Source organism: Vicinamibacteria bacterium (genome assembly GCA_035570235.1).
Lineage (GTDB): Bacteria > Acidobacteriota > Vicinamibacteria > Fen-336 > Fen-336 > DATMML01.
This window is the reverse complement of sequence record DATMML010000085.1, coordinates 67145-79773: the sequence shown is the minus strand read 5'-3', so window position 1 is coordinate 79773 and position 12629 is coordinate 67145. Positions and strand designations below refer to the sequence as shown.

Here is a 12629-nt window from a genome sequence, read left to right as displayed (position 1 = left end):
GCCCGGCGATCTCGCCTCGCCCTCAGTCCGCCGCCCACCCCACTTCGAGGATGGCCGCGCCCACGGGTACGCCCTCCTGCACGCCGGAGGGCTCGAGGCGCCACTCGACGGTCACGTCCCGAGCGCCCCCCGCGCTCAAGGGGACAACCACGAAGGGGACGGTCACCACGGCCCACCACTCGCTGATGCCGAGGGGCATGCCCCTGCGCACGACGCGGGCGCCGGCATCGCTTGCCGTGACGATCACGGGCGCGAAGTCGTAGAAGAGGTTGATCACCCGGTCGAAGCGCTGGACAAAGTTCTTCGGCGTGAGCTGGTTGAGCAAGCGCGCATACACGCCCTTCATCTGGGCCTCCACCGCCGCCTGTCCCATCCGGGACGTGAACTCGTGGACGTCGCGGCCCCGCGCCTCCGCCACCGCCATCACGATGCGCGGCAGCGGCATCACGTCGTAGAACGCCGAGGAGAGGAAGGTCTGGCCCACGAACTCGCGCAGGCCCTCGCGCTCGAGGATGGGCATGAGCGCGCCCTGGCTCTTCTTCTCGTGGTAGGCCACCACATCGGCGGTCTGGCGGTAGTACTCGCCCTTGATGTTGAACGGGCTCGACCCCGGGGCATATGGGAGGCGCTGATCGCAGTACGCGAAGTGGGACCGCATGCCCCGGCGCACCTAGGCTGAGGATGAGAACCTAAACTAGCATCCCGCAAAGCGGGAAGTCAAAGGAGGGTGGGGCGCGTCGCCGCGGCGGGGAGGCGAGCGATGCGCCCACAACGCTCGTACCTATCGCGGAGGCTCAGGCGGTCACGGGCGGGGCCGCCCCGCTGACCTCGTAGCCGCACTCCTGGGCTTTGCCTCGCCAGAATCGAGTCTGGCACGCAGGTGGAAATCGGATCGCGAAGGCGAGGGGGCCCGCGTGCGTGCACCTTGGCGCGGCAGTGGAAGCGCGACCGCGTGCGAACGCCCCAACAACGCCCCAAAGCAATGAGGCCCTCGAAAGATGAAGTCTTTCGAGGGCCCTAAGTTCTTATGATTGAGTTGGTAGCGGGGGCAGGATTTGAACCTGCGACCTTTGGGTTATGAGCCCAACGAGCTACCTGGCTGCTCTACCCCGCGTCAGATGACTACGTGAGATTAACAGGGCTCCAGGCGGCGTGTCAAGATCACTTAGCGTCACTTGGCGTCGTTTGGAAGAACCATCGCCGTGAGCGCTACGCTGTCCCAAGCTGGAAAGCGGTCTTCACCCGCCTGATCCGAACTGTACGGCTGGCGCTTCGCCGTCAAAGAGTATGTGTCAGGGTCAAACCAAGTGAGCAAGCGCACGCCCCCCTGAACCTTTTGCTTGCGGTCCACGTCCATTGAGTTGAGGCGACCGAGATCCCCTTCGGGGTGATGGCCGCCGGGAAGGGAGGGGGGCGTGGCCAGCTTCGCTGTAGGGGCGGTTGACGCGCGATGCCCACTCTGTGGGACGTTGGTCCTCTCGATCAGCCGGTCGGGTCGTGTTCTGGCCGCGGACCTCCATCCCATCGCCTTGGGCCGACACGGCGGGGGTGGGGGGTACACCCTCTGCGACGACTGCGGCGTGTTGGCGGACCTCCCCCGCGACTTCACGCTGAACTAAAGGGCGCGGCTGGCAGCGGCGCGCTGCCCGTGATCCCGCTCACGGATCTTCCGCCTTCAAGCTTGACGGCGGGGGGCCAGCGGGAGCACACTCTGCCATCGACTTTCGCTCTGGGCACGGCTCGCCGGCGAGCCGGAACCCACCTACTCCTGGAGGTAGAAAACATGGAGGACGACACGCATATGGGTTCGCCGGGGCCGATGGCTCCCCCGGAACCCGCCCCGCCACCGCCTGCATTCAGCCCCGCGCCAGCGTCCGCGCCCGCCGCCCCCAAGAAGCACAAGGCCAAGGCGCGCAAGGCAGCCAAGGGGAAGAAGAAGGCCAAGGCGAAGGCACACAAGAAGGCCGGCAAGAAGGCCAAAAAGGCGAAGAGAGCCAAGAAGGGCCACGCCAAGAAGGCCCACGCCAAGAAGGCGCACGCCAAGAAGCGCCACAGCAAGAAGGCCGGTAAGAAGTCGAAGTCTAGGAAGAGACGCTAAGTCTCAGATCTGCTGATAGATAGGGGGCGCCTGTGCGCCCCCTCTTTCTTTTCAACGTCCTACTCCGGTCCCCAAGGCAGGATCGCGGTCTTCAGGCCATCGCCGCCACGGGCCAGCCGTCCTAGGACTTGGGGCAGCTCGTCCAGAGGGGCATCGGATGTGATGAAGGCGTTCGGGTCGATGTGCCCATCCGCGATCAGCCGGAACGCCTTCCGGACGCTCTCCGGCGTATGGTGGAACGTGGATTTGATCGTCAGCTCCTGATAGTGGAGGCGCTGGGAGTCAATCCCGATACGGCTGTCGGCCGGGCAGCCACCGAAGAGGTTGACGACCCCTCCCTTGCGGACGGCTCGCACGGCGGCTTCGCACGTCTCCGGCAGGCCCACCGCTTCGATCACGACGTCGGGGCCGCGGCGGCCTGGACTGCACTCACGGAGTTGCTCGGCTAGGTCCGGGCCCTCGAGCACGGAGACGGTCGTCTCCGCCCCCATCTCCAGGGCCTTCTCGAGCCGGGCGCGGTTCCGGCCAGCTGCCACCACGTGGGCTCCGCGCATATGGGCCAGCGCCACGAACATAAGGCCGATGGGGCCGACGCCGATCACGGCCACCGACTGCCCGCGGCCGATCCAGCTCTCCTCCACGCCCCGCACCACGCAGGCCAGGGGCTCGACCATGGCCGCCTCCCGGAAGGCGAGGCCCTCGGTGAGCGGGATGAGATTGTGCTTCACGACCCGGGCCGGGATCCGGGCGAACTCCGCGTAGGCCCCGTTCCAGAAAAGGAGGTCATCGCAGAGGCTAGGCATGTCGTGCCGGCAATAGTGGCACTCTCCACAGGGGGCCGAATTCGCGACAACCACCGGCGTGCCCGGCTCCACACCCTCGAGGCCCGCCCCGACCTTCTCCACCACCCCCGCCACCTCGTGCCCGAAGACTGCGGGGGGCACGATCATGCGGGCATGGTAGCCGCGGCGGAAGACCTTTACGTCGGTGCCACAAGTCAAGGCCACCTTCGTGCGCAGGAGAACATCGCCCGGGTCAAGGGCGGGGACCTCGACATCCTCGACGCGTACGTCCTCTCTCCCGTAGAGGATGGCGGCCTTCATGCGCAGGGGCAAACTCTTACCTCACAGTGGTTTGGGCCTGCAGGACGACCTTCAAGACACCGGGGGCAGGCCTCGACGCAAGTTCGACCGCAGCCGTGGCCTCCGGGAGGGGGAGGCGATGGGTCACGAGCTCCCGGACCCGGATCTCCCGACCGAACACAAGGCGGGCCGCCAAGTCCTGAACGTCGACCGACGCGCTATAGGACGTGCGGATCTCCTTCTCGGCGGCGCACAGGGCGCCTAGGTCCATCTCGGCCGTCTCTCCAGCGGAAGTTGCAGCAAACACCATGATACGGCCGCCGGGGCGGGTGGCGCTAACCGCCTGGGCGAAGGGGAGGCTACCGACCGCGGCCACAAAGGCGCAGTCGGCACCCCGGCCTCCGGTCAGGGCCCTCACCTCACGGCTCACATCGACGGTCGCATCCAGAGCGACCTCTGCCCCCAGACGGCGGCTCATCTCGAGGCGGTCGGGCATGATGTCGGAAACGATGGTGCCGGCCCCGGCCCAGCGGGCGAGCTGTAGGAGCAGCAGACCGATCGGCCCCTGCCCCACCACGAGGACGGTCTCCCCCCCCTGCACTTCGGCCTTCTTGACGGCCTTGAGGCAGGTGTTGACGGGCTCGACAAAGATCGCTTCCTCCGGCCATACCCCGTCGGGGACGGGTATGGCCCCCCGCTCCACGATCCAGTCCATGGCCTTGACGTACTCCGCGAAGCCGCCTCCGGCCGGCTCGAACCCCGCGGTCGTCCCATTCCGCTTGTAGCCCTCGCACTGGGCGTAGGCCGCGTGCCCGCAGTAAAAGCACGACCCGCACGGAATGTGATGGTGGAGGACGACCCGCTGGCCTTCCCGGAATCGGGAGACACCGGGACCAGGCCTGACGACCGTTCCCGCGATCTCGTGGCCGAACACTCGGGGGCCGGCCAGGAGGCCTTTCTTGATCTTCTTAATGTCGGTGCCGCAGATGCCGCAGGAGTCCACTCGGACCAGCATCTCTCCCCGTTCCACGTCGGGAACCGGGATGTCCTCGATGCGGAGGTCGTTGGCACCCCTGTAAACCGCAGCCTTCATGGGGAATTCGGCAAGTATTACCGACTTCTGGCTAGGGGAGCGCCAGTGTCTGGGTCCAGGGCGCCCGCCCCCCCTTCAACCACCGACGAGGCTCCGCAGGACAAACAGGACGTTCTCCTTCCGCTCTCGAAGCCGGCGGTAGAAGTAAGGCAGCCAGTGCGTGCCGTAGGGAATGTAGATCCGCACATTGTGACCCGCGGCAACGAGCTCGTCCCAGCGTCTTGGCCTGAGGCCGTACAGCATCTGGAACTCGAAGCGCGCGGCCGGGATCTTCTCCTCGCGCGTGTAGTCGAGGGTCCCCTGCACCAAGGACTCGTCGTGGGTCGCAATGGCAGGGTAGGTGCCTCCGCTCAGGAGTAAGCGAGCGCACTTCTGGAAGTTCCGGCGGATGTCTGCCATGTCCGTCCAGGCGATGCGTTCGGGCTCCTTGTATGCGCCCTTGCAAAGGCGAATGCGGTCCCCGCGGGAGATCGCCTCCTTCACGTCCTCTTCGGTGCGGCGGAGATAGGCCTGCAAGACGATCCCCACGTTCTGGTGGGTCTTGCGCAAGGTGTGGAAGATCTCAATCGTGTCCTGGGTGAGCTTCGAGCCCTCCATGTCCAGGCGAACGAAGCCCCCCACTTGGCGGGCCACGTCCAGGATCCCGGCCGCCATCTCCAGGCAGAAGTCGCGCGAGATCTCCTGGCCCATGGAGGAGAGCTTGATCGAGATGTTTCGGTCCACCGGAGGGGTGATCAGACGGAGGACCTCCTTGGCCGCCTCGGCGGCGCGGCGGGCCGCGTCGCGGTCATGGACATCCTCGCCCAGCTTGTCAAAGGTGGCATTGATGCCCCGCTCGCGCAGACGCCCGCCCACTGCCACCGCGTCCTCCGCCGTCTCTCCCGCCACGAAGCGCCGGGCCAGGAAGGTGAGCGCTCTCATCGGCCCCGCCGGCGGGCCCGGCGGGGGGCCTCGTAGCTCGCACGCACCACGGTCGAGATGCCCCCCCGAACGTGGAAGTGCCCCTCCACGGTCATGCTCCGCGGCTTCACCGCCGCGACCAGGTCGTCCAGGATCACGTTGGTCACGTGCTCATAGAAGATCCCGCGGTTTCGGAAGGCCTGCAGGTAAAGCTTGAGGCTCTTCAGCTCCACGCACTCCCGATCGGGCACGTAGCTCAGGCGTATGGTGGCGAAGTCGGGCTGGCCGGTCTTGGGGCAAAGGGCCGTGAACTCGGGGCAGGTGTGCTCGATGGTGTAGTCGCGGCCGGGGTGGCGATTGGGGAAGGTCTCGAGGCCGGCCACAGGGTGCATACTAACGCGAAGCCTTCCGGGAGCCCTTGAAGCTCGGGGCCGCCTTCTCCAGGTCTTTCCCGATCTCCTCACGCAGGGATGGGGGTTGCAGAACCCGGACATGGGGCAGGAAGCCCTTTATCCAGGACTTCAGCTCCCAGCCCGGGGCCACCTGGAGGCGCAGGGTCACAGAGCCGTCGGGCCGGTCGCCCAAGACCTGGCTCTCGTGCCACACCCGCTCGCGGATGTAGCCCGCCATCTCGGGGCCGAAGAGAAGCTCCACCGTCTCTGCCTTCCCCCCCGCGATCCCGAAGGCCCCGCGGGCGTACTCGGAGACGCTGAAATCGGGCGGAACCTCGAACGTGTGGTCGAGGACCTCGATGCTCTGAATGCGTTCTACCGCGAAGGTCCGTACTTCGCCATACTCGTGGGCGCGCGCGTAGAGATAGAGCCCTCCGTGATAGTAGACGAGCCGGTAGGGGTCCAGGGTGTAGGTCTTTGTGCGCTTGGAGTTGAAGGAGAAGTAGGCGATCGCGAGCTGGCGCTGGTGGAGGGTGGCGTCAATGAGCCCTGCGATGATGTCCGCCTTCTTCGAATAGTCCTTCCAGGGATCGGGACGGGCGGAAAAAAGCTCTTGGATCCGGGCCAGGTACGGCAGGCTCCGGGCGGGCAGGGCCTCGCGGATCTTGGCGAAGGCCGATTCCAAGTCCTGGGAAAAGGGGGCCCCCCCCAGGAAGGTGAGGAGGTTCTTGCCAAAGTAGAGGGCGGCCAGCTCGGCCAGGGTGAAGCTCTGGGTCAGGCGCTGCTTATAGCCTTCGACCAGCCGCCAGACTTTGCGCCCCTCGGAGCGATCGTCGTAGAGCGGGAAGCCCGCTTCCTGCAGGGCCTCGATGTCGCGGCGTATCGTGCGCTCCGTGACCCCATGCTCCCGCGCCATCTCGGGGGCAGTGGTGAAGCGCCCGGCCTCGATGGTCTTGAGGATCTTCCACTGGCGGATGACCTCCGCGTTGCGCATGATCAAATCCTGGGCGACGGCCCGCGGCCGCCGAAGATTCCACCTCCTCGACCGAGTACGCCCGCGGTTTTGGTCCTCGCCGCCGCGGGTTCCGCGGGCCGCGGCGAGGTTCTACCCGCGAGCGCTCCGGGGGGTGATTCTAGCCTACCCGTGCTTGGGGGTGCGCTATACTCCCCTCATCGGAGCGCTTGACCGAACGCGACCCCCGGCAGCCGGTTGCGACCAGCAGAGGTTGCCCAAGGCTATCGGACCTGCCTCGGCTGGGTTCGTGGTACCGTGGCGCCCTGACTCGCCCACATGACGGGCGCTACGGCCAGGAGGGCCGGAAGTAAGGCACGTGGAGCGTCGAGAGCCCCGCCGACGTTTGGCGGACGCCGCGGGAAGCGTGAATGGCACATTCAGGACGCCGACTCCGACCATGCCCGGAGGGCCCATGGATCGTCCGCCCCGGCTCGGCGACGTGATTGACGACTACTGCCCGCGCTGCCGGTTGCTGATGAACCACGACATCGCCAGCCTGTTCGAGGGCGCCGTGGCCAAGGTCACGTGCCGGACCTGCCACAACACGCACGACTACCGGAAGGCCGAGGTGCCGGCCAAGCGGAAGAGCAAGAAGGACGAGAAGAAGAGCCTGATGGATCAGGTTTTGGCCGGCATGCCACCCCCCCCCGAGCCTCCCCCCGCCCCCGTGGCGCCCGCGCGCAAGAAGCGGGACCTCTGGGCGGAGGTGGAGCGCCTCAAGAAGCGATAGGCAGGACCATGCGGGCGGTCGACGTCATCCAGCGCAAGCGGGACGGTCTCGAACTGTCCCGAGAGGAGATCTCGTTCTTCGTCGAAGGCTATACCCGTGGTCGGATCCCCGACTATCAGGCCTCCGCCCTGGCCATGGCCATCTTCTTCAAGGGCATGACCGCGGGGGAGACGGTGGGCCTGGCCGAGGCCATGATGGGCACGGGCGAGGTGCTGGATCTCTCCGACCTCCCGGGGCCGAAGGCCGACAAGCACTCCACGGGGGGGGTGGGCGACAAGACTAGCCTGATCTTGGCCCCCCTCGCCGCGGCCTGCGGAGTGTACGTGCCCATGATCTCCGGCCGCGGCCTCGGACACACCGGGGGCACCCTGGACAAGCTCGAATCGATCCCGGGCTTCCGGGTCAACCTATCGCTCACCGAGTTCCGGGCCGTGCTCCGTAAGGCAAGGCTGGGCCTGATCGGCCAGACCCCTGAGATCGCCCCCGCGGACCGAAAGCTCTACGCCCTGCGCGACGTCACCGCCACCGTGGAGAGCCTGCCCCTGATCGCGGCCTCGATCATGAGCAAGAAGATGGCGGAGGGGATCGACGCTCTGATCCTGGACGTGAAGACGGGGGATGGCGCGTTCATGAAGACCTTGCCGGAGTCGAAGGGCCTGGCCGAGACGATGGTGGCGATCGGCCGGGGCCTGGGCAAGAAGGTGGCCGCCCTCATCACGGACATGGAGCAGCCCCTGGGCCACGCGGTGGGTAACGCGCTCGAGGTTGCGGAGTGCGTCGAGACCTTGAAGGGCCGGGGCCCCAAGGACTTGGAGTCCCTTTCCCTGGAGCTTGCGGGCTGGATGCTGACCCTCGGGGGCCTGGTCCCAACCATGGAAGCGGCCCGGGCCCGGGTGCGGGACGCCTTGGGCTCTGGCGCCGGGCTCCGGAAGTTTCAGGAGATCGTGGAGCTCCAGGGGGGGGACCCCCGGGTCTGCGACGACGGCTCCCGGCTGCCTCGGGCGCGGGAACAGGTGGACCTCAAGGCCGAGGCGGACGGGCGAGTGGTCCGCATCGGCTGCCGGGCCGTGGGCCACGCGGCCATGCTCCTGGGCGCGGGCCGGGAAACCGTGGACAGCGCCATCGACCCCGCGGTAGGCCTCGTGCTGCACAAGAAGGTGGGCGACCTCGTGATCAAGGACGAGCCGCTCCTGACCCTGCACGTCAACGACCGCGGGCGCCTGGACGAGGCCCAGCATCGGCTGCGGGAGGCCATCCGCGTTGCTCCCGAGGCCCCCCCGCGCGCTCCCCTCATCCACGCCGTCCTTGACTGAGACCTCCCTCCGCCCCAGACTCTAGCCACCTCGGCGGAGGTCCCGGCCCATGGAACGCCTGTATTCGCTCGTCGGCCTCGTCCTGTTTCTGGGAATCGCCTACGCGTGCTCGAGCGATCGGAAGGCCATCAAGCCCCGCACCGTGATCTGGGGCCTGGGCCTGCAGTTCGTGCTTGCCCTCTTCGTGCTCCGGACCCAGTGGGGCCAGGACCTCTTCACGTGGATCGGCGCCCTCGTCACGCGCCTGCTCGGCCTGTCGTTCGTGGGCTCGGAGTTCGTCTTTGGCAAACTGGGGGCGAAGAGCGGGGGGGAAGGGCCGATTGGCTTCGTCTTCGCGTTTCAGGTCCTGCCCACCATCGTCTTCGCGGCCGCGACCTTCGCCGTGCTTTACCACCTGGGCGTCATGCAGGTCGTGGTCAAGGCCTTCGCGATGGTCATGACCCGCCTCATGGGGGCGAGCGGAGCGGAGAGCGTGAACGTGGCCGCCTCCATCTTCATGGGCCAAACCGAAGCCCCCTTGACCGTCCGGCCTTTCCTGGGGGGAATGACCCAGTCGGAGCTCCTCTGCGTCATGACATCGGGCATGGCCCACGTCAGCGCGGGGATCATGGGGGCCTATGTTTTTCTCGGGGCCGAGGCCCGCCACCTGCTGGCGGCCGTGCTCATGACCGCACCGGGGACGATCCTCCTGGCCAAGATCCTCATCCCCGAGACGGGGTCTCCCCAGACGATGGGAACGGTAAAGGTGGACATGCCCCGTTCCGACGTCAACGTCATCGGGGCCGCCGCCCGGGGGACGAGCGAAGGGCTCTACCTGGCCCTGAACGTGGCCGCCATGCTCATTTCCTTCTTGGCCCTAGTGGCCCTCGTCAATCTGGTTCTGGGCCACATCGGCAACTGGTTTCATGTAGAGCTGAGCCTGGAGAGAATCCTGGGCGTGGTCTTCGCCCCCCTGGCCCTGGCCATGGGCGTGCCCGGGAAAGACGCCTTCGCAATCGGAGACCTCCTGGGTACGCGGATGGTGCTGAACGAGCTGATCGCCTACACGCGGCTCGGGCCAATGCAGGCGACGCTCGACCCCCGCAGCTTCACCATCGCCACCTACGCCCTCTGCGGCTTCGCCAACTTCGGCTCCGTGGGCATCCAGATCGGGGGCATCGGAGCCTTGATCCCGGAGCGGCGCAACGACCTCGCCCGCCTCGGGCTGCGCGCCCTGCTCGCGGGAACCCTAGCCAACTTCGTGAGCGCCTCCATCGCGGGGATGCTGCTGTGAGCGTCCTCAAACAGGCGGAGGAAGCGGCAAAGTTCATCGCCGGGCGGACGCCCCTTCGCCCCTCGATCGGCCTCGTCCTGGGGTCCGGCCTGGGCGCTTTCGCCCGGACCCTGGACAAGGCGACCAGCGTCCCCTATAGCCAGATCCCCCACTTCCCCACCGCCACCGCCCCCGGCCACGGCGGGGAGCTCGTGGTGGGCCACGCGGGGGGCGTGCCGGTGGCGGTCATGTCGGGCCGGGTCCACTACTACGAGGGCTACCGGATGGACCAGGTCGTCTTTCCGGTGCGGGTGCTGGCCAGGCTGGGGGTCAAGATTCTGATCCTGACCAACGCCGGGGGCAGCATCAACGTCAACTACAAGCCCGGAGAGCTGATGGTCATCGAGGACCACATCAACTACATGGGCACCAACCCCCTTCTGGGGCCCAACGAGGACGAGCTCGGCCCCCGCTTCTTCGACATGACCGAGCCCTATGACGCCCGGCTGCGCGAGATCGCGGAGGCTGCTTGCTGGAAAGCGGGGGTGCCCGTGCGCAAGGGGGTCTACATCGGCTTCACCGGGCCCTCCTACGAGACGCCCGCCGAGATCAAGATGGCCCGCGCCATGGGGGCGGACGCGGTGGGCATGTCCACCGTGCCCGAGGTGATCGCCGCCCGCCACATGGGCCTGCGGGTGCTCGGCCTCTCCTGCCTCACCAACATGGCCTCCGGGGTGCTCAAGAAGAAGCTGGACCACCGGGAGGTCCTGGCCGTGGGGGAGAAGGTGAAAATGGGCCTCCTCGACGCGCTGAACCGGATCATCCAGGAGGCGGCAAAGCAGGCATGACGCGCGTCCGGGAAGGGAGGGTCCGCCCCCTGGCCCCCCCCGACCTCCGGGACCTGGCCCGCCTCGCCCGCGGGGCCCGCCGCCGGGCCCACGCCCCCTTCTCACACTTCAAGGTCGGTGCGGCTCTGCGCGCGCGGAGCGGTGAGATCGTGACCGGCTGCAATGTGGAGAACGCCTCCTACGGCCTCACCCTCTGCGCGGAGCGCGTGGCGGTCTTCAAGGCGGTCTCGGAGGGGATCCGCGCCTTCGATGCGGTGGCGGTAGTGACCGCATCTCCCCGCCTGACCCCGCCCTGCGGCGCCTGTCGGCAGATCCTATGGGAGTTCTGCGGAGACGTGTGGGTGAACCTGAGCGACCTCAAGGGCCACACGCGGACCCTGCGCCTCTCCGAGCTGCTGCCGTTTCCCTTCGACTCCCGGCACCTGTGAGGCCCGCGACCTGGTCGCGCCTCCCCACGGAGGCTAGGAATCCCCGGAGCAGGCGCCTCGACGCGCTGTCGACGACGAGAATCGTGGGCTTGATCCTCGACGAGGACCGCCGGGCCCTCCGGGCCGCGGCCCGGGAGCGGGCCGCCATCGCCCGCGCGGCGGTGGCGGCGGCCCGGTCCCTGGCCGCCGGCGGGCGGCTCCTCTTCTTGGGCGCGGGGACGAGCGGGCGGCTGGGCGTGCTGGAGGCCGCGGAGTGCCCACCCACGTTCGGCACTCCACCCGCTAGCATCCGCGCGGTGATGGCGGGCGGACGCAGGGCCGTCTTCCGGGCGGTGGAAGGAGCCGAGGACCGCGCAAGCGAGGGCCGGCGCGAGGGCAAGCGGCTGCGGCCGCGGGACCTCCTCGTCGCCATCTCCGCCAGTTCGGTGACGCCCTTCGCTCGCGGGGCCCTGCGGGGGGCGCGGGCGGGAGGAGCGCGCACCGTCCTTCTGACCTGCGCGCCCGGGAAGGCCCCGCGCGGCCTGGCCGAGATCGTGATCGCGCTCCGGACCGGCCCCGAGGTCCTGACCGGCTCCACGCGGCTCAAGGCCGGGTCCGCCACCAAGGCCGTCCTGAACGCCATCACCACCGCGGCCATGGTGCGGCTGGGCAAGGTCTACGGGAACTTGATGGTCGACTTGCGGCCCACCTCCGCCAAGCTCAAGGACCGGTCTCGACGCATCGTCCAGTTGGCGGCCGGAGGGTCGAAGCAGCGGGCGGAGCGCTTGCTCGCGGCTGCGGGGGGCGAGGCCAAGACCGCGATCCTCATGAGCGCGCTCGGCGGCACCGCGAAAGAGGCGCGGGCCCGGCTCCGCGCCGCGGGGGGCCATCTGCGGCAGGCCCTCGCCCGGCCCCGGCCGGATCAGGACCCGTAGACCACGATATCTTTGAGGTTGCGGTACTTCTCGTTGTAATCGAGGCCGTAGCCGACGACGAAATGGTCTTCGATGGTGAAGCCCACGTAGTCCAACTGGGTCTGCACCAGACGGCGCGAAGGCTTGGAGAGCAGAGCCGCGACCTTGACCGTCCGGGGCCCGCGGGCGCGGAGGACGTTCAAGAGGTAGTTGAGGGTGAGGCCGGTGTCGACGATGTCCTCCACCACCAGGAGGTCGCGCCCGTCGAGACCCTGATCTAAGTCCTTGACCAAACGGACCTCGCCCGAGGTCTTGGTGGCCAAGCCATAGGAGGAGACCGCGATGTAGTCGAGGGTGAGGGGGAGGTCCTCCATGGCCCGGGCCAGGTCGGTCATGAAGGTGCAGGCGCCCTTGAGCACGCCCACCAGGTGGGGCTCCCGTCCGGCATAATCCGACGCGATCTGCCGGCCCATCTCCAAGATCCGGGCCTGGATAGCGTCATGCGAAAGCAACAGCTTCATCACGGGATCTCCTTCCGGGAGCGTCGATTATAGGGTGCCCCGGCGGTCCCCGCCAAGGATCCCG

General features: G+C 67.8%; 15 protein-coding genes and 1 tRNA gene. 8 read left to right on the top strand and 8 right to left on the bottom strand.

Annotated elements, in window-relative coordinates:
- Positions 1–22 precede the first annotated feature (22 nt).
- Both VN461_15605 and VN461_15600 read right to left on the bottom strand, forming a co-directional pair.
- Entirely contained in the window at positions 23–658 is a 636-nt protein-coding gene (locus tag VN461_15605; GenBank protein ID HXB56204.1) for a hypothetical protein, read from the bottom strand.
- Between the two features lie 379 nt (positions 659–1037).
- Positions 1038–1114 (bottom strand) — tRNA-Met (locus VN461_15600).
- A 301-nt stretch (positions 1115–1415) separates the two neighbouring features.
- On the opposite strand from VN461_15600, the gene VN461_15595 reads away from it, so the two are divergent.
- Both VN461_15595 and VN461_15590 read left to right on the top strand, forming a co-directional pair.
- On the top strand, positions 1416–1619 hold the full coding sequence (locus VN461_15595) for a hypothetical protein (protein HXB56203.1): 204 nt from the start codon (positions 1416–1418) through the stop codon (positions 1617–1619).
- Between the two features lie 164 nt (positions 1620–1783).
- On the top strand, positions 1784–2098 hold the full coding sequence (locus VN461_15590) for a hypothetical protein (GenBank protein ID HXB56202.1): 315 nt from the start codon (positions 1784–1786) through the stop codon (positions 2096–2098).
- A 59-nt stretch (positions 2099–2157) separates the two neighbouring features.
- Here the strand turns inward: VN461_15590 and VN461_15585 are convergent, their stop codons facing one another.
- The 5 genes from VN461_15585 to VN461_15565 all read right to left on the bottom strand — a co-directional run bounded on the left by VN461_15585 (position 2158) and on the right by VN461_15565 (position 6559).
- Positions 2158–3213, bottom strand: coding sequence for a zinc-binding dehydrogenase (locus tag VN461_15585; protein HXB56201.1), 1056 nt, complete (start codon positions 3211–3213; stop codon positions 2158–2160).
- 4 nt (positions 3214–3217) lie between these two features.
- Complete coding sequence (locus VN461_15580; GenBank protein ID HXB56200.1) at positions 3218–4273, bottom strand: alcohol dehydrogenase catalytic domain-containing protein; 1056 nt, start codon at positions 4271–4273, stop codon at positions 3218–3220.
- 75 nt (positions 4274–4348) lie between these two features.
- Entirely contained in the window at positions 4349–5194 is an 846-nt protein-coding gene (locus tag VN461_15575) for a proline dehydrogenase family protein (GenBank protein HXB56199.1), read from the bottom strand.
- A complete protein-coding gene (gene queF, locus VN461_15570) occupies positions 5191–5565 on the bottom strand; it encodes a preQ(1) synthase (protein ID HXB56198.1) in 375 nt (124 codons plus the stop codon). The genes VN461_15575 and queF overlap by 4 nt, the downstream gene beginning before the upstream one ends.
- Before the next feature lies 1 nt (position 5566).
- On the bottom strand, positions 5567–6559 hold the full coding sequence (locus tag VN461_15565) for a WYL domain-containing protein (GenBank protein ID HXB56197.1): 993 nt from the start codon (positions 6557–6559) through the stop codon (positions 5567–5569).
- 433 nt (positions 6560–6992) lie between these two features.
- On the opposite strand from VN461_15565, the gene VN461_15560 reads away from it, so the two are divergent.
- From VN461_15560 to VN461_15535, 6 genes are read left to right on the top strand one after another with little or no spacing between them, the layout of a single operon-like run.
- On the top strand, positions 6993–7310 hold the full coding sequence (locus tag VN461_15560) for a hypothetical protein (protein HXB56196.1): 318 nt from the start codon (positions 6993–6995) through the stop codon (positions 7308–7310).
- Positions 7311–7318: 8 nt separating this feature from the next.
- The gene (locus VN461_15555; GenBank protein HXB56195.1) at positions 7319–8623 is read left to right on the top strand and encodes a thymidine phosphorylase; all 1305 of its coding nucleotides are present in this window, start codon (positions 7319–7321) and stop codon (positions 8621–8623) included.
- 49 nt (positions 8624–8672) lie between these two features.
- Complete coding sequence (locus VN461_15550) at positions 8673–9896, top strand: nucleoside transporter C-terminal domain-containing protein (protein ID HXB56194.1); 1224 nt, start codon at positions 8673–8675, stop codon at positions 9894–9896.
- The gene (locus tag VN461_15545; GenBank protein HXB56193.1) at positions 9893–10723 is read left to right on the top strand and encodes a purine-nucleoside phosphorylase; all 831 of its coding nucleotides are present in this window, start codon (positions 9893–9895) and stop codon (positions 10721–10723) included. The genes VN461_15550 and VN461_15545 overlap by 4 nt, the downstream gene beginning before the upstream one ends.
- Positions 10720–11151 carry a cytidine deaminase gene (locus tag VN461_15540; protein HXB56192.1) on the top strand — a complete coding sequence of 144 codons (432 nt, stop codon included), beginning with the start codon at positions 10720–10722 and terminating at the stop codon, positions 11149–11151. The genes VN461_15545 and VN461_15540 overlap by 4 nt, the downstream gene beginning before the upstream one ends.
- Positions 11148–12065 (top strand): N-acetylmuramic acid 6-phosphate etherase, encoded by a 918-nt coding sequence (locus VN461_15535; protein ID HXB56191.1) that lies wholly within the window; start codon positions 11148–11150, stop codon positions 12063–12065. Before VN461_15540 ends, VN461_15535 begins: the two co-directional genes overlap by 4 nt.
- Here VN461_15535 and hpt read toward each other — a convergent pair.
- Positions 12053–12565, bottom strand: a complete 513-nt coding sequence (gene hpt, locus VN461_15530) for a hypoxanthine phosphoribosyltransferase (protein HXB56190.1) — start codon at positions 12563–12565, stop codon at positions 12053–12055. The two genes, VN461_15535 and hpt, sit on opposite strands and share 13 nt — an antisense overlap.
- Positions 12566–12629: the final 64 nt, after the last annotated feature.